This window comes from Pseudomonas cremoricolorata (genome assembly GCF_000759535.1).
Classification (GTDB): Bacteria; Pseudomonadota; Gammaproteobacteria; order Pseudomonadales; family Pseudomonadaceae; genus Aquipseudomonas; species Aquipseudomonas cremoricolorata_A.
In genome coordinates this window covers 2417711-2433011 of record NZ_CP009455.1, presented here as the reverse complement: position 1 = coordinate 2433011, position 15301 = coordinate 2417711, and the positions used below count along the sequence as shown (strand labels likewise).

15 protein-coding genes and 1 tRNA gene are annotated in these 15301 nt (G+C 65.8%); 7 read left to right on the top strand and 9 right to left on the bottom strand.

The window, feature by feature from the left end; translation table 11 throughout:
* The first annotated feature begins 174 nt into the window (after positions 1 to 174).
* The 5 genes from LK03_RS10590 to LK03_RS10570 all read left to right on the top strand — a co-directional run bounded on the left by LK03_RS10590 (position 175) and on the right by LK03_RS10570 (position 3780).
* Positions 175 to 1665 (top strand): sensor domain-containing diguanylate cyclase, encoded by a 1491-nt coding sequence (locus LK03_RS10590; protein WP_038412300.1) that lies wholly within the window; start codon positions 175 to 177, stop codon positions 1663 to 1665.
* Positions 1658 to 1879, top strand: coding sequence for a cysteine-rich CWC family protein (locus LK03_RS10585; protein WP_038412299.1), 222 nt, complete (start codon positions 1658 to 1660; stop codon positions 1877 to 1879). Before LK03_RS10590 ends, LK03_RS10585 begins: the two co-directional genes overlap by 8 nt.
* 37 nt (positions 1880 to 1916) lie before the next feature.
* Positions 1917 to 2609 (top strand): pseudouridine synthase, encoded by a 693-nt coding sequence (locus LK03_RS10580; RefSeq protein ID WP_038412298.1) that lies wholly within the window; start codon positions 1917 to 1919, stop codon positions 2607 to 2609.
* Between the two features lie 98 nt (positions 2610 to 2707).
* Complete coding sequence (locus LK03_RS10575) at positions 2708 to 3592, top strand: alpha/beta fold hydrolase (protein WP_038412297.1); 885 nt, start codon at positions 2708 to 2710, stop codon at positions 3590 to 3592.
* Between the two features lie 114 nt (positions 3593 to 3706).
* Positions 3707 to 3780: transfer RNA gene (locus LK03_RS10570), tRNA-Gly, on the top strand.
* Between the two features lie 56 nt (positions 3781 to 3836).
* Here the strand turns inward: LK03_RS10570 and LK03_RS10565 are convergent.
* The 8 genes from LK03_RS10565 to LK03_RS10530 are packed head-to-tail and all read right to left on the bottom strand — an operon-like array spanning position 3837 to position 11566.
* Positions 3837 to 5021 (bottom strand): ABC transporter substrate-binding protein, encoded by a 1185-nt coding sequence (locus tag LK03_RS10565; protein ID WP_038412296.1) that lies wholly within the window; start codon positions 5019 to 5021, stop codon positions 3837 to 3839.
* Complete coding sequence (locus tag LK03_RS10560) at positions 5018 to 6007, bottom strand: CobW family GTP-binding protein (protein WP_038412295.1); 990 nt, start codon at positions 6005 to 6007, stop codon at positions 5018 to 5020. The genes LK03_RS10565 and LK03_RS10560 overlap by 4 nt, the downstream gene beginning before the upstream one ends.
* Positions 6004 to 6303, bottom strand: a complete 300-nt coding sequence (locus tag LK03_RS10555; RefSeq protein WP_038412294.1) for a hypothetical protein — start codon at positions 6301 to 6303, stop codon at positions 6004 to 6006. The genes LK03_RS10560 and LK03_RS10555 overlap by 4 nt, the downstream gene beginning before the upstream one ends.
* An 8-nt stretch (positions 6304 to 6311) precedes the next feature.
* A complete protein-coding gene (locus LK03_RS10550; RefSeq protein WP_038412293.1) occupies positions 6312 to 7061 on the bottom strand; it encodes an SDR family NAD(P)-dependent oxidoreductase in 750 nt (249 codons plus the stop codon).
* A 43-nt stretch (positions 7062 to 7104) separates the two neighbouring features.
* On the bottom strand, positions 7105 to 7866 hold the full coding sequence (locus LK03_RS10545; RefSeq protein WP_038412292.1) for an SDR family NAD(P)-dependent oxidoreductase: 762 nt from the start codon (positions 7864 to 7866) through the stop codon (positions 7105 to 7107).
* 32 nt (positions 7867 to 7898) lie between these two features.
* Positions 7899 to 9254, bottom strand: coding sequence for an MFS transporter (locus LK03_RS10540; RefSeq protein WP_038412291.1), 1356 nt, complete (start codon positions 9252 to 9254; stop codon positions 7899 to 7901).
* A gap of 51 nt (positions 9255 to 9305) precedes the next feature.
* Positions 9306 to 10187, bottom strand: a complete 882-nt coding sequence (locus tag LK03_RS10535) for a polysaccharide deacetylase family protein (protein WP_028696720.1) — start codon at positions 10185 to 10187, stop codon at positions 9306 to 9308.
* Positions 10188 to 10216: 29 nt separating this feature from the next.
* Entirely contained in the window at positions 10217 to 11566 is a 1350-nt protein-coding gene (locus LK03_RS10530) for an amidase (RefSeq protein ID WP_038412290.1), read from the bottom strand.
* 301 nt (positions 11567 to 11867) lie between these two features.
* Here LK03_RS10530 and LK03_RS10525 point away from each other — a divergent pair, with 301 nt between their 5' ends.
* Both LK03_RS10525 and LK03_RS10520 read left to right on the top strand, forming a co-directional pair.
* Entirely contained in the window at positions 11868 to 12872 is a 1005-nt protein-coding gene (locus tag LK03_RS10525) for a GntR family transcriptional regulator (RefSeq protein WP_038412289.1), read from the top strand.
* A gap of 102 nt (positions 12873 to 12974) precedes the next feature.
* On the top strand, positions 12975 to 14690 hold the full coding sequence (locus tag LK03_RS10520) for a SulP family inorganic anion transporter (protein ID WP_038412288.1): 1716 nt from the start codon (positions 12975 to 12977) through the stop codon (positions 14688 to 14690).
* On the opposite strand, the gene LK03_RS10515 is transcribed toward LK03_RS10520, so the two are convergent.
* The gene (locus LK03_RS10515; RefSeq protein ID WP_038412287.1) at positions 14674 to 15156 is read right to left on the bottom strand and encodes a hypothetical protein; all 483 of its coding nucleotides are present in this window, start codon (positions 15154 to 15156) and stop codon (positions 14674 to 14676) included. The two genes, LK03_RS10520 and LK03_RS10515, sit on opposite strands and share 17 nt — an antisense overlap.
* Positions 15157 to 15301: the final 145 nt, after the last annotated feature.

Here is a 15301-nt window from a genome sequence, read left to right as displayed (position 1 = left end):
GCTGAAGGGCGTCGACCGGCAGGACGAAGGTCGACGCTGGGTAAGACTGTTGGAACAGGATTCAGTGCCATTATCGCAATAATTTGAAACAGCTGTTACAGCCCTGAAAAACATGCGGTGATTTTTCGCCCTTCTCTCTAGAATGGGCGCCTTGGCACACATCATGGGAAGATCATGCCGCCTCGTTCCGCCCTGTTCTCGCAGCGTACGTTGATCCTCACCCTGCTGATGCTGCTGAGCTGCGGTTTTTTCGCGACCTCGCTGCTGAGCTACCTCGCCTCACGCGGGGCGATCCGCGACGGCATCATCAACACCGAGCTGCCGCTGACCTCAGACACCGTCTATTCGGAAATCCAGAAAGACCTGCTGCGACCGGTGCAGATCTCTTCGATGATGGCCCAGGACACCTTCCTGCGCGACTGGCTGCTGGCCGGCGAGCAGGATGCCGAGCGCATCACTCGTTATCTGGGTGAAGTCATGGCCGGGCAGAACACCTTCACCGCATTTCTCGTCTCCGACGCCAGCCGCACCTATTACCAGGCCAAGGGCGTGCTGAAGAAGGTCGATCCCCAGGCCTGGCGTGATGCCTGGTACTTCCGCCTGCGCGACGGCAGCGCGCCGTACGAAACCAACGTCGACCTGGACATGGCCAACCAGGACACCCTGACCGTGTTCATCAACTACCGCGTGCTCGACTACCAGCAACGCTTCATCGGCGCCGCTGGCGTGGGCCTGAGCGTGGATGCGGTGATCCGCCTGATCGACCAGTACCAGCGCCGCTATCAACGCTCGGTGTTCTTCACCGACGCCGAGGGCAAGGTTCTGCTCACCGCCTCCGAAGGCGGCCCCCATGGGCTGCGGGTCGGTGACCTGATGAGTGCCAGCCCCGCATTGCGCAACCTCTCTGAGCGCATGCCGAGTCCGACCCCGGGCAGCCACAGTTATGAAGACGCCGAAGGCCATAGTCACTTCCTCAACGTGCGTCTGCTGCCCGAACTGAACTGGTACCTGATGGTCGACAAGCGCGAGACTGGCGCGCTGGACCGCATTCGCGAGTCGCTGTACATCAACCTGACCATCTGCGCGATGATCACCCTCGTGGTGCTGTCGCTGCTCAACGCCATGATCAAGCGCCATCAGGACAACACTGAAGCGCTGGCGACCCTCGACAGCCTCACCGGCCTGCCCAACCGGCGCAGCTTCGACCTGCTCGCCGAACAGGCCTTGCAACAAGCCCAGCGCGAGCAGTCGACGCTGGTGGCGCTGCTGATCGACCTGGATCATTTCAAAGCCCTCAACGACACCCATGGGCACCTGGCGGGTGATGCCGTGTTGAGCCAGTTCGCCCTGGTTCTGCAGGGCAGCCTGCGTCAAGCCGACGTGCTGTGCCGCTGGGGCGGCGAGGAATTCATCGTGCTGTTGCGTGATGTCGACGAGGCCGGCGCGCTGCAGGTCGCGGAGAAAATCCGCCTGCGCACCGAGCAGGCGCGCTTCGTCTTCGAAGACCGCTCGCTGCAACTGACCACCAGCATCGGCCTGACCCGCCTGCAAGCGGGCGATCAATTGCAAAGCCTGATCAGCCGCGCCGACCACGCGCTGTACCGGGCCAAGCAGGGCGGGCGCAACCGGGTGTGCAGCGAACGTACGAGCCGCGAACATGCCTGACGCCAGACACTGCCCGGCCTGCGGCGCACTCAACGACTGCGCCCTGGCCGATCCGCAACGGGCCACCCAGCCGTGCTGGTGCTATGCGGTGAGCATCGACCCAGCAGTGCTCGAAGCCTTGCCGGCCGAGCTGCGCAACAGCCAGTGCCTGTGCCCCGCGTGCGCCCAGGTCGAGGCGCAATTGCAAGCAGCGCAGGCGGCGACAAAGCGCTAGACTGCGGCGCCTTCACCCCAGCCAGCACGCCCCGACCATGCGCCTCGACCGATTTCTCGCCAACCTGCCTTGCTATAACCGCCAGCAGGTGCGCCTGTTGCTGGCGCACAAACGCGTGCGGGTCGATGGCCAGGTGACGGACGATCCGCGCACTGAAGTGCGGGTGTTCAGCCAGGTCGAGGTCGACGGCCAGTTGCTGCACAGCGGGCCGCCGGCGCGATACCTGATGCTGCACAAGCCCGCTGGCTGCGTCAGCGCCACCGTCGATGGCGAGCACCGCACGGTCCTAGACCTGCTGCCCGAGCCGCTGCGCGAGGGCCTGCACATTGCCGGTCGGCTCGACTTCAACACCACAGGGTTGCTGCTGCTGACCAACGATGGCCAGTGGTCGCGACGCCTGACCCAGCCGCGGACCAAGCAACCCAAGACCTACTGGGTCGAGACAGAAAACGTCATCGAAGCGCACTACGTCGAACGCTTCCGCGAGGGTTTCTACTTCGCCTTCGAAGACCTCACCACCCTCCCCGCGCAGCTCGACATCCTCGCCCCGCGCAAGGCGCGCCTGACCTTGTTCGAAGGCCGCTACCACCAGGTCAAACGCATGTTCGGCCACTTCGACAACAAGGTCACGGCCCTGCACCGCGAGCGCATGGGCGCGATCGTGCTGGACGCCGAGCTGGCGCCAGGGCAGTTCCGACCGCTGACCGCTGCAGAAATCGCCTCGGTGTAGCACGCTCGTCGGCGCTCTCACCCGCGCCCCTCTGCCTGTCACAAACCCCACGCACCCTGCCTGTCGAGAACGCCCTTTTTGCGCCAGGAGTCGACGACATGCGGCCAGAAATCGCAGTGCTTGATATTCAAGGTCAGTACCGGGTCTACACCGAGTGCTATCGCGCCAAGGCGGCCGAGCACACCATCATCCTGGTCAACGGCTCGATGGCCACCACCGCCTCGTTCGCCCAGACCGTGCGCAACCTGCACCCGCGCTGCAACGTGGTGCTGTACGACCAGCCGTACGCCGGCAAGTCGCGGCCGCACAACCACCACGAGCGGCTGCTCAGCAAAGAGACCGAAGCGCACATTCTGCTGGAGCTGATCGAGCACTTCGGCGCCGACCAACTGATGTCGTTCTCCTGGGGTGGCGCCTGCGCATTGCTGGCCCTGGCCCACCGCCCGCGCAGCATCGGCAAGGCCATCGTCAGCTCGTTCTCACCGCTGATCAACGCGCCGATGCACGACTACCTGAGCCGCGGCAGCCAGTACCTGGCCCGTTGCGACCGGCCGCGCATCGGCCATCTGGTCAACGAGACCATCGGTAAGCACCTGCCGTCGCTGTTCAAGCGTTTCAACTATCGCCACGTCAGCAGCCTCGACCGCCACGAATACGCGCAGATGCACTTTCACATCAGCCAGGTGCTCGACCACGATCTCGACCGCGCCCTCAAGGGCGGGCGCCACATTGACATCCCGCTGCTGTTCATCAACGGCGAACACGACGAATACACCACCGCCAACGACGCCCGGCAATTCGCCCGACACATCGCCGACTGCCAGTTCGCGGTGATCGACGCCGCCGGGCACTTCCTCGACATGGAACACAAGCTCGCCTGCGAGCAAACCGGCCAGGTCATGCTCGACTTCCTGCAACCCACCCCGCGAGCTCCGCGCAGCCACCCCCACCACACCCCAGCCAGCCATGCCCTGGCGCTTTGAACCGGGCACACGAAAGCGGCACCCGGCAGGGGCGCGAAAAGGCAAGGTAGAGGGATTATTTCAGCGTGGCGCTTTCAATCGGCGGGGGCTTCTGGTAAAAAGTCGCACTGCGAAGCGGGTATAGTTTAGTGGCAAAACGAAAGCTTCCCAAGCTTTAGTTGAGGGTTCGATTCCCTCTACCCGCTCCAGCTTCTCCTCCAGAGCGCCTCAGCTCAAATCCCCTACCCGCCCCATCAGCAACACCCTACCCCCGCCCAGCCCGCAACACATCCGCCCACTTGCGCACCAGATAGTTATGCTCGTCCATCACCGCATTCCACACGCTGATGCGGCTGACGCGCTGGCTGTAGGAGCCGCCTTCGCGGATCTGGCCGGGTTCGATCAGGGGTTGGCCGTCGCTGCCGGGCAGGTGTTCGGTGGCGGGTTTGCCTTCGTACCAGTAGTCCCATTCGGCGGCAGACAGGTGTTCGCGGGCACGCGGCGGGTTGGAGATATAGAAGCCCTGGCGGGCCATCATCGCGCCGGGCCAGCCGGATAGCCACCAGTTCAAGTAAGCATAGGCCGCCGCCTTGACCGGCCCGTGCACGGCGCGCGACAGCGAGAGGCCGCCGAACCAGCCGCGGTAGCCTTCCTTGGGCACGGCCTGGCGGTACTGGATGCCTTCGCGGTGCAGTTGCATCAGCGCGGGCGACCAAACGCTTTCGATATGCACCTTGGGCCCGAGCATGAGCTGGCCGGCGTCTCGGTCGTCGGACCAGAAGGCGGCGAAGTGGCCTTGGCGTTGCAGTTTGATCAGGGCGCTGGAGAGCTGGTCGATTTCATCCAGGCGCAGGTTGCCGATCACCTCGAAGTGCGCCAGGCCCTTGGCCTGTACCGCCAGCGCAGCGTCCAGCGCGCCGATCGCGGCGTCGCTTTGCAGCGCCGCGTGACCGCACCAGGCCGGGTCGACCAGCCACGACCAGCTCTCTTGTTCGCAGGAAAATCCGGGCGGCAGCAGGTCGGGACGGTAGGCAAAGCTGTCGGCGTTGTGGGTCAGCGGCAGCATGCTGATGAAGTGGCTGGGGCGCTGCCCGAGGCTGCCATCGTGCTGTACGAACAGCCTGTCGCAGGGCAGGCTGCCACCGGCCAGCGGGTCGTCTGGGTGCAACCTGCCGTGCTTGGCCAGGCCGTTGATTTCACCCCAGGCATCGATCTGGCGCACGTCGATGGGCTGGATCGCCCCCGCCGGCCAGACGAAGTCCATGCTGTGGAACCACTGGTCGTAGAGGTCGTAGCGTTCCGGGTGCATCAGGGCGATGCGCTGCACGGTCTGCACGTCGTGCACCTGGTAGTCGATGCGAATGCCCAGCGCCTGCTCGGCGCGCAGGCGAATCGATTCGAGCAGCGTCACCGAGGTGCCAAGCACGCGTAAGGTCAGCGGTTGACTCATGCCGCCCGCCCCAGGCGTTGCAGGAAGGTGTCGAACGAGCGGCGCAGCAGCGTGGTGTCGAGGTCGCGGACGATGATCACCAGCCGCGAACGGCGCTCGCCGCCCGGCCAGTGTTCGAGGTGCACCGGCGCATGCAGGCAGTGCTGGACACCGTGGATGACGATGGGCTGTTCGGCGTCGATCACGTTGAGAATTCCTTTGACCCGGAGGATGCGCTCGCCGTGGCATCTTAGCAGCATCGACAACCAAACCCCGAACGCCAGCCAATCCAGCGGCTGGGCGTACTCCAGCGCGCAGACCTGCGCCGTGCCGTGGCGCGGCTGACGGGTCGGGGCGAACAGCTGCCATCTGGCCACCTCGGCATCCGGCAGGCGGCTGCTCAGGCCCTCGCCGAGCAACTGTTGGTCACCCGCCACCACAGCACTGGTCAGCGCCACGGTCGCAGCCGGGTTGAGGGTGTGCAGATGCTTCATCAGCTCGCTCACCGCCTGCCCATCGACGCGGTCGACCTTGCTCACCAGCAGGCGGTCGGCGGCCGTGACCTGGCCCAGCCATTCGGGGTGCAGCCGTTCTTGCAACGCGGCATGCTTGGCATCGACCACAGTCACCAGCAGCCCCAGGTGATAACGTCCGCGCAGTTGCGGGTCGCGCTGCAAGGTGGCAAGGATCGGCGCCGGGTCGGCCAGGCCGGTGGTTTCCAGCAACACCCGGCGAAACGCTGGAATGAGGCCGCGGCTGCGTTTGTCGTGCAGGTCGATCAGCGCCTGCTTCAGGTCGCCGCGTACCGAACAGCACACGCAGCCGCTGGGCAGCAGCACAGTGTTGGGGGCGATTTCCTGCACCAGCAGGTGGTCGATGCCGACCTCGCCGAATTCGTTGATCAGCAGCGCTGTTTCGCCCATGTCTTCGTTGACCAGCACCCGTTGCAGCAAGGTGGTCTTGCCGCTGCCGAGAAAACCGGTGAGGACGTTGATCTGCACGCTCATGCCCGCGCCTCCAGGTGCTCGAGGATGCGCGGGTCGAGGGGGTCGAGCGGGCGGCTGAGGATGTCCTCAGCCACCTGCCACAGTTGCTCCAGGCCCGAGGCGATGCCCTGCTTGCCGGTCGGGCCTTGCAGCAGATAGCTCGCTCCTTGCACGTCACTGACCTTGAGCCGAAACGGCGTCAGCACCTGGTTGATCGCGGCGATGCGGCGCAAGCGTTCGCGCCGCCCCGGCAGGCTGCTGTCGATGGGATCGCTCCAGTGCGCGTCTTCGCCGATCAGGCCGCACAGTCCACACATGGTTCACCTCAAGGCATGACGTCGCCGGAGTTGGGGTTGAGGGTCTGGCCGACGAACAGATTGCCGCCCGGCTCGGACGCCAGCAGTACCGCCACCGGCGCCACTTCCTCGGCCCTGCCGAAGCGACCCAGCGGCAGCTCCTTGGCCTTGGCGGCCTTCCAGGCCTGGCTGATGCCATCGACCAGCGGCGTTTCGATCGGCCCCGGGGCGATGCAATTGACCAGCACGTTGTCTTTGCTCACTTCATGGGCCAGCGACTTGCTGAAGCCGATCACACCGGCCTTGGCTGCAGCGTAGTGGGTCAGTTGCGCGCCGCCCTTGATGCCCAGCTGCGAGGCGATGTTGATGATCCGCCCCCAGCGCTGTGCCAGCATATGCGGCAAGGCGCGCTGGCTGGCGACGAAGACGCTGGTGAGGTCGACGCGCAGCATGTCGTCCCACATCTGTTGGGTCAGGTCGACGCAGTCGGCCTGGGTCAGCATGCCGGCGTTGTTGACCAGAATGTCGATGCCGCCCAGCCCTTGCACGCAGGCATCCACGCCGGCTTGTGCGCCTTCGCGGCTGCCGACATCGGCCATGCATTCCAGCACTTCGGCGCCCAACGCCCGGCAGGCGGTGGCCACCGCGGCCAGGCGCTCGCCGTCGCGGTCACACAGTACCAGGCGCGCGCCGGCCTCGGCATAGGCATGGGCGATGGCCGCACCGATGCCGCTGGCGGCCCCGGTGACCACGGCGCGGCGGTTGTTCAGTAGTTGCATGGTTCACTCCTGATGGCCGCACGCCAGGCGTGCGGCGAGGGGTTCATTCCGGCCAGCGAACGGTCAGACCGCCGTCGATGGTAATGCTTTGCCCGGTGATGTAGCTCGCCTGCGGGCTGCTCAGGTAGCACACCAGCTCGGCCACTTCGCTGGCGCGCCCGACCCGACCGAGCGGGATGCTCTTGCCGGCCCTGGCCAGGCCTTCGGGGCCGAGCGAGTTCTTGCCATCGAGCGATTGCGGGGTTTCGATCAGGCCCGGAATCACCGCATTGCAGCGAATACCACGTGGCGCCAGTTCCACCGCCAGCGAGCGGCACAGCCCCGGCACCCCGGCCTTGGCCGCGGCGTAGTGGCAATGCTCCTGCCAGCCGTAGACGCCGCCGGCGATCGATGAAATGGCCACCAGCGCACCGCCCTCGCCCAGGTAGCGGCTGGCGCTGCGGAAGGTGCGCATGACGCCGGTGAGGTCGACGTCGAGCATCTCGTTCCACTGCGCGTCGGTCATCTCCAGCAGCGCGGCCTTGCGCAGCAGGCCGGCGTTGGCCACCGCGTAGTCGAGGCGGCCGAAGCGCTCTACCGCTGCCTTGGCGATGGCGTCGAGCGAAGCGCTGTCGGTGACGTCCATCGGCAGCATCAGGCACTCGCCACCGGCGGCTTGCACCAGGCGCTCGGTGTCGAGCGGGTCGTGGCCGGCGCCCGGCAGGTATCCGCCGACCACACGCACGCCCTGCCTGGCGTAGGCCACGGCCACGGCCTGGCCGATGCCGCTGGCGGCGCCGGTGATGAGAGCTACAGGTTGAGACATCGCGAGAACTCCTTATCGCTTGATCTGTTGAGTTACTTGACCGAATGCGGCTCGACATGGCGCGCGGCGAACATCACCACGCCCGAGAGGAAGCACGGCAACGCGCCGAACCACAGCGCCGCGCTGTGCCACTGACCGCCCGCGTTGAGCACGCTGGTGATGCCCAGGCCGGCGACGATGGCGCCAATCGGCCCCATGGCGTGGACGATGGCACCGCCCGTGGCACGGATACTGGTGGGGAAGCTTTCGCCCATGAAGAACAACATCGCCGAATAAGGCCCGGTGAGGAAGAACAGGCCCAGGCTGTACAGCGCCACCACGGTGGTCAGTTGGCTCGGCGCCTGCAGCATGGCAAAGAACGCCACGCCGCCACACATCCAGCCCAGCGCGACGGTATTGCGCCGTCCCAGGCGGTCGCCCAGCCAGCCATGGAACAGGTAGCCGATGAAGCCGACCAGGTTCGACAGCACCAGAATCCACAGCGAATTCTGGAACGACAGCTGGTGAACGCTGACGATCACCGAGGTGCCGAGCACGCTGAACACCTGAATCGCCGACCAGTTGAGCAGAATCGCCAGGCTCAACACCACGGTCGGGCGCAGCGCGGCACCGCGGAAGGCGGCGGCAACGCCGGCCTTGGCATGCTCGTCGTAATCGACCTGGTATTCGCTGGCCAGGCTGCGCGCAGCCGCTTCATCACCAGCCTTACGCAGTTGGCGAATACGCTGGTGCACCTGGAACTGCGGGCTTTCCTTGAGCTTGCGGGCCAGAATCGCCACCACCAGCGCCGGCACCGCCGCGAACACGAAGCAGCCTTGCCAGCCGATGTGCGGCAGCAGCAAGGCGGTGAGCCCGGCGGCGATCAGAGCACCGACTGGCCAGCCGCTTTGCACCAGGCTGTAGACGAAGCCGCGGCGCTTGATCAGCTTGGGATCGGTCGAGGCCGCATAGACCTCGGTGAGGTAGGTGGCGTTGACCCCTTCCTCGGCATACCCCAGACCCGCCACCGAGCGCACGGCAATCAGCGGCCCCTTGCCCATGCCGGCGCATACCGCAGTAAGCGCCGAACACAACGCGGTGCCGCCAATGGTGAAGATGATCCCGCCACGGCGACCGATCTTGTCTACCAATGGGCCGACGATGAAGGCCACCACCGCGCCGCCCACGGCGACCCAGGTGGCGATCTCGGCCTGCTCGGCCTCGCTCCAGGTGAAATGCCCACCCATCACCGGCAGCAAGGTGCCGAACAGGATGAAGTCATAGACAGCGAACACCCAGGCGAAGAAGGCGATCCAGGTGGCATAGCGAACATCCTTGGAATCGAGGTGTACCGGTTTCCATGCCCCGGGGGCGCCGACGGGCGTCGTGGTGGTGGCCTGCGTGGTCATCGTGGTGGGTCTCTTGTTGTTGTGGGCAGGGTTGGCAGAAGGTCGGCGGCGTCAGCCTTTGCGCGGCTGGCGGCGAATGAAGTCGTCGGCGATTTCGTCCATGGTCACGAACTTCACCCCCGCATGGCCCTGCATGTGCTCGATGAAGCGCTCGAGCATCAGCAGCACCTGCGGACGGCCGGAGACGTCGGGGTGGATGGTGATGGGGAACACGGCGTAGTCATGTTCGCGGTAGACCCAGTCGAACTGGTCGCGCCACATTTCTTCCAGGTGCCGCGGGTTGACGAAGCCGTGGCTGTTGGGCGACTTCTTGATGAACATCATGGGCGGCAGGTCATCGAGGTACCAGTTGGCGGGAATCTCCACCAGATCGGTTTCCTCGCCACGCACCAGCGGTTTCATCCAGGTGTCGGGGTGCTGGCTGTAGTCGATCTTGCTCCAGCTGTCCTTGACCCGCACGTAGTAGGGATGGAAGTCGTTGTGCATCAGGCTGTGGTCGTACTTGATGCCCTTGCGCAGCAGCAGTTCGTTGGTGACGTTGCTGAATTCCCACCACGGCGCCACGTAGCCGGTGGGGCGCTTGCCGGCGAGCTGGGTGATGATTTCGATCGACTTGTCGAGGACGATCTCTTCCTGCTCGGGGGTCATGGCGATGGGGTTTTCATGGCTGTAGCCATGCACGCCGATTTCGTGGCCGGCGGCGACCACCGCCTTCATCTGTTCGGGGAAGGTTTCCACCGAGTGGCCGGGGATGAACCAAGTGGTGCGCAGGTTGTACTTCTCGAACAGCTTGAGCAGCCGCGGCGAGCCGACTTCACCGGCGAACAGGCCGCGGGAGATGTCGTCCGGGGAGTCTTCACCGCCGTAGGACCCCAGCCAGCCAGCGACCGCATCGACGTCGACGCCGATGGAGACAAAGATTTCTTTCGCCATGATCTACACCTCATTGAGATTCAGAAGGGTTAGCGGGCTACGCCGCGTACATAGGGTTCGAGGGTCAGCGCGACGCGCAGCAGGTGCGCGTCGCTGCCACTGGGGCCTGAGACCAGCACGCTGGTGGGCATGCCGGCCTCGCCGGTGCCACTGGGCAGAGCCACCCCGGGCATGTCGAGCATGCTGCCGGGCATGGTCAGGCGCAGGGTGGCCAGATTGCTCGCGGCGAACAGCGCTGCATCGTCTTGCAGGGGCGCCAGCAACGGCGCGACATGGGCAACCGTCGGGGTCAGCAGCATCGCGCCGTCCAGCTCATCGGCGATGTGCTGGCGCAGGCTACGCGAGGCCTGGTACAGGCGTACCTGGCGGCTGGCCGGGAAATGCCGGGCGGCCTCCAGGCGGGTGCGTACACGTGGGTCGAGGTGCTCGGCGTCCGGGCTGTCGAGCAGCGACTCGTAGCGGGCGAAGGCCTCAGCGCTGCCCAGCCAGCCGACCTGTTCGATCAGCGCCAGGGCCTGATGGAACGCCTCGACGCGGCCGTATTCCAGGCTCGCACCGGCCGCTTGCAGGCGCTCGGCGGCGGCCAGCAGATTGGCTTTGACCTCCGGCTGAATGCGCGCATCCTCCAGCAGCGCGTCGTCGACCCGCAGGCGCAAACCGGCAACCGGCAGCGGCCTGGCGGCGAACGGCTTGCCCAGCAACAGGGCATCGACCGCCATGGCATCGCGCACGCTGGTGGTGATCGGGCCCAGCGCATCGAGCGACACCGCCAGCGGCGTGACCCCGCTGAAGTCATAGCGCTGGCTGCTGCTGCGGTAGCCGACCAGGCCATTGAAGGCGGCAGGGATGCGAATGGAACCGGCCGTGTCGGTCGACATGGCTATGGGCGCCACACCCTTGGCCACCGCCACCGCCGAGCCCGAAGAAGAGCCGCCGGGCACCCGCACCGGGCCTTGCGCCACGGCGTTGGCCGGGGTGCCGAAGTGCGGGTTGAGGCCCAGGCCCGAATAGGCCAGCTCGCTCAGGTTGGTCTTGCCCAAGCTGACCATGCCGGCGCGGCTCAGCACGCTCGCCAAGGCACAGTCGCAGGCTGCGGGGGCGTCATGCATGCGCACCTTGGCCCCGGCGCTGGTGATTTGCCCGGCAAGGTCGTAGAGGTCTTTCCACACCACCGGCACGCCATCGAGCGGCGACAGCGGCTGACCGGCCTGCCAGCGCTGGCGGGCGGCTTCTGCCTCACGCAGTGCGCGCTTCTGGCACAAGCTGACGAACGCCGCCGGTAGCTGCTGCGCGGCCTGCAACGCCTGCTGCGCCACACTCAGCGGATCAGCCGTTGCCTCGGCATACGCCTGGGCCAGGGACACGCCATCGACATTCATCCGCCACCTCTAAAATGTACATTTATTTAATACGTACATTTGAGAAAGCACTGAACGTGCCAAGTTGTGGCCGGCAGGTTTTCTACCAGGCCAAACCGCTCTGGCGCATGGTCGAGCCGTGCGCCGAGACAATCCATAGCGACGCTGGCGCTTAAATTGGATGTTTTTGTAAATGATCCATTTTGAGGCGTTCGGTAACAGCCTTGCCTCAGGATCGATCAGGGAAGTGTTACCGGGTGTAGGCACATTCCCGCCGTGCTTGTGAGAAACTTGCCCATTCCGCCCCATGAGACCTGACTCGATGTCCGCGACACCGCCCTTGGACGAGCGCCCAACTTCACGCTACGAAGTCATCCGCACCACCCTGCGCGAGGCGATTCTGGGCGGGCAGGCAGTGACCGGGCTGGTGCTGGTCGAGGGGCCGCTGGCGGAGCTGTTCGGCACCAGCCGGGTGCCGGTGCGCCAGGCGTTGAACCTGCTGCATGAAGAAGGGCTGATCCGCCGCTTCGAAGGCCGCGGCTTTCTCATCGACCCCCACGGCACCGAGGCCACCCCGCGGCGGGTGCCGCTGACCCGGCAACTGCTGGGCCTGGAGCGACAGGAAGAACTGATCGATTACCGCCCGTTGGGTGAGCGCATCTACGAGCAATTGGCGGAAACGGTGATTCGTTTCATGGTGTTCGGTCACTACCGCATCGACGGCCAGCGTGCGGCCGAGGCGCTCAACGTCAGCAGCAACGTGGTCAGGGAAGCGCTGATGCGCCTGCGCGACAAGGGCCTGGTGGAAAAGGAACCCTACTCGCAGTGGCTGGCCGGGCCGCTGACCGCGCAGGCGGTCAAGCAGGATTACGAGCTGCGCATGCTGCTCGAACCCGACGCCCTGCGCCAAGGAGTCGAGCGGGTGTCACGCACTGAGTTGCAGGCGATGTTGCAGCGCGTGGTCGACGCCCAGGACGCCGGGCGCGAGGTGTCGCGTGCCGACATCGAGCAGCTCGAGCACGATCTGCACGTCACCTGCCTGGCCGGCATCGCCAACACGCGCATGGCAGCGGTGATTCGCCAGTGTCAGATTCCCATGAACGTCGGCCGCATTCTTCATGAGGCGCTGCACAGCAGCAACGACCAGGCGATGCTGATGGAACACCGCCTGGTATTCGAGGCGTTGCTGTACGGCACCGTGGAATCGGCCTGCTCATGCCTGCGCGACCACATCGGCAAGGCCCGCGAGCGCACCCTCCAGCGGCTCAAGGTGCTCTCTGTGCTGCCTGAACCGCAGGTGCCCAGCTACCTGCAACGGCTGGCCTGAGGCAGCAGCCGGCGCTTGCGTCGTCGCCGGGTTTGGCGGCATATCAGGTGCTGCGGCGGTAAAGCAGCGCCATTCGGATGAACCATTTTCAAAGGACTGCCCATGTTCATTTCCCGCTGGCTTCCAGGCCTGGCCAACCTGCTGCGTTACCGCCGTGAATGGTTCTCGGCCGATGTGCAGGCGGGTCTGTCGGTAGCAGCCATTCAGATTCCCATTGCCATCGCCTATGCGCAGATCGTCGGCCTGCCGGCGCAATATGGTCTGTACGCCTGCGTGCTGCCGATGATCGTCTACGCCCTGATCGGCAGTTCGCGGCAGTTGATGGTCGGCCCGGATGCCGCCACCTGCGCGATGATCGCCGGGGCCGTAGCGCCGCTGGCGATGGGTGACACACAGCGCACCGCCGAGCTGTCGGTAGTCGTCACCCTGCTGGTGGGGGCCATGCTGATCGGCGCGGGGCTGGCCCGCGCCGGCTTCATCGCCAGCTTCTTTTCGCGGCCGATTCTGATCGGCTACCTCAACGGCATCGGCCTGAGCCTGATCGCCGGGCAGTTGTCCAAGGTGGTGGGTTTCAGCTTCGTCGGTGAAGGCTTCGTGCTGAGCCTGCTCGACTTCCTCAATCGCCTGGGCGAAATCCGCTGGCTGACCCTGACCCTGGGCCTGGCTGCGCTGGCCATGCTCATCGTGTTGCCACGGCGCTACCCGCGCCTGCCGGTGGCGCTGGTGGTGGTGGCGGTGTTCACCGCGCTCAGCGGGCTGTTCGGCCTGGACCGCTTCGGCGTCGCCGTGCTCGGCCCGGTGCCGGGTGGCATGCCGCACCTGGCCTGGCCGCAGATCAGCCTGGAAGAAACCAAGAGTCTGCTGCGCGACGCCCTGGGCATCGCCACCGTGAGCTTTTGCAGCGCCATGCTCACCGCGCGCAGCTTCGCCGCGCGCCACGGCTATGCGATCAACGCCAACCACGAGTTCGTCGCCCTGGGCGTGAGCAACCTGGCCGCCGGGCTGTCGCAAGGCTTTGCCATCAGCGGCGCCGATTCACGCACCGCGGTCAACGACATGGTCGGCGGGCGCAGCCAACTGGTGGGCATCGTCGCCGCCCTGGTGATTGCCTTGGTGTTGCTGCTGTTCACCGCGCCCATGGCGTGGATTCCCCAGGCCGCCCTCGGCGCCGTGCTGTTGATGGCCGGTTGGGGGCTGATCGATGTGCAGTCGCTGCGCAGCATCCTCACGCTCAGCCGCTTCGAGTTCTGCCTGTGCCTGCTGACCACCGCCGGCGTGCTCGGCCTGGGCGTGCTGCCGGGGATCATCTTCGCCGTGACCCTGGCCATTCTGCGCCTGCTGTACAGCATCTATCAGCCGACCGACGCGGTGCTCGGCTGGCTGCCCGGGGTCGAGGGCCAGGTCAACCTGCGCCACCACCCCGAGGCGCGCACGGTGCCGGGGCTGCTGGTGTACCGCTTCGACGACGCGATCCTGTTCTTCAATGCCGACTACTTCAAACTGCGCCTGCTCGAAGCGATGCAACGCGAGCAGCAGATCAAGGCCGTGCTGTTCGATGCCGAGGCGGTGAGCAGTCTGGATGTGACGGGCCTTGAAGCCTTGCGCGAAGTGCGCGCCACCCTGGCCGCGCAGGGTGTGCATTTCGCCATCGCCCGCGCCCGTGGGCGTTTCCTGCGCATGCTGGTGCGCTCAGGGCTGGCGCGGGAGATGGAAGGCGAGTTGCTGTTCGGCTCGGTGCGTGCCGGCATCCGCGCCTACCGGCTGTGGCGCAATCGCCAGCGCCGGGCGCAGGCGGCGCCGGCTACAGACGCGCCTTGACCTGCGCCAATGCCTGCTCGGCTTTGCCACGCCGCGGGGTGCGAGCGGCACGCGGCGTCGGCGGGCGTTGCTCGCGCTCGTGCCAGAGGTGCGCGACGATAGCCGCCGCGACCCCACCCAGCAAGCTCGACAGCACCACCGACAGCAGCGCCGGGGCTTCATCGGCCAAGGCGGGCTGGCTGAGCACCACCGCCGTCGCGCCCCCCGCCCAGATCCAGGCCAGCAGGTAGGCCAGCGAGTAGCTGCGGCCTTCGCGCTTGGCACGCAGCGCGCGGCGATTGAGCAACAGCAACACGCACAGCGCCGACGTCACCGCACAGACCACCGCCTGCGCCGTCAACACGCAACCTCGCTCACCGCAAAACGTGGTGGCGGCGAATGCGCCCAGGGCAGTCAGCACCAGCAGGATCACCGCTACCAGGCGACCCTCGACATACTGCTCGGCGCCCAGATTGTCGCTTGCCATACGCTGTAACCCTTTGCACCTTGATAAAGATGCTGCGGACGATATAGACAGCCGCGTCCGACCTCAAGGACTGGCAGATGAAAGCCGTCGCTTCCATGCGTCGAGCGCGCAACTTCTTCGCGGCAGGCAACGTGATACAGTCGCC

What these genes read in the sequence shown, in the direction of transcription:
- LK03_RS10590 (WP_038412300.1), top strand. Translation starts at nt 175, where the DNA reads ATGCCGCCTCGTTCCGCCCTGTTCTCGCAGCGTACGTTGATCCTCACC.
- LK03_RS10585 (WP_038412299.1), top strand. Translation starts at nt 1,658, where the DNA reads ATGCCTGACGCCAGACACTGCCCGGCCTGCGGCGCACTCAACGACTGC.
- LK03_RS10580 (WP_038412298.1), top strand. Translation starts at nt 1,917, where the DNA reads ATGCGCCTCGACCGATTTCTCGCCAACCTGCCTTGCTATAACCGCCAG.
- LK03_RS10575 (WP_038412297.1), top strand. Translation starts at nt 2,708, where the DNA reads ATGCGGCCAGAAATCGCAGTGCTTGATATTCAAGGTCAGTACCGGGTC.
- LK03_RS10565 (WP_038412296.1), bottom strand. Translation starts at nt 5,021, where the DNA reads ATGAGTCAACCGCTGACCTTACGCGTGCTTGGCACCTCGGTGACGCTG.
- LK03_RS10560 (WP_038412295.1), bottom strand. Translation starts at nt 6,007, where the DNA reads ATGAGCGTGCAGATCAACGTCCTCACCGGTTTTCTCGGCAGCGGCAAG.
- LK03_RS10555 (WP_038412294.1), bottom strand. Translation starts at nt 6,303, where the DNA reads ATGTGTGGACTGTGCGGCCTGATCGGCGAAGACGCGCACTGGAGCGAT.
- LK03_RS10550 (WP_038412293.1), bottom strand. Translation starts at nt 7,061, where the DNA reads ATGCAACTACTGAACAACCGCCGCGCCGTGGTCACCGGGGCCGCCAGC.
- LK03_RS10545 (WP_038412292.1), bottom strand. Translation starts at nt 7,866, where the DNA reads ATGTCTCAACCTGTAGCTCTCATCACCGGCGCCGCCAGCGGCATCGGC.
- LK03_RS10540 (WP_038412291.1), bottom strand. Translation starts at nt 9,254, where the DNA reads ATGACCACGCAGGCCACCACCACGACGCCCGTCGGCGCCCCCGGGGCA.
- LK03_RS10535 (WP_028696720.1), bottom strand. Translation starts at nt 10,187, where the DNA reads ATGGCGAAAGAAATCTTTGTCTCCATCGGCGTCGACGTCGATGCGGTC.
- LK03_RS10530 (WP_038412290.1), bottom strand. Translation starts at nt 11,566, where the DNA reads ATGAATGTCGATGGCGTGTCCCTGGCCCAGGCGTATGCCGAGGCAACG.
- LK03_RS10525 (WP_038412289.1), top strand. Translation starts at nt 11,868, where the DNA reads ATGTCCGCGACACCGCCCTTGGACGAGCGCCCAACTTCACGCTACGAA.
- LK03_RS10520 (WP_038412288.1), top strand. Translation starts at nt 12,975, where the DNA reads ATGTTCATTTCCCGCTGGCTTCCAGGCCTGGCCAACCTGCTGCGTTAC.
- LK03_RS10515 (WP_038412287.1), bottom strand. Translation starts at nt 15,156, where the DNA reads ATGGCAAGCGACAATCTGGGCGCCGAGCAGTATGTCGAGGGTCGCCTG.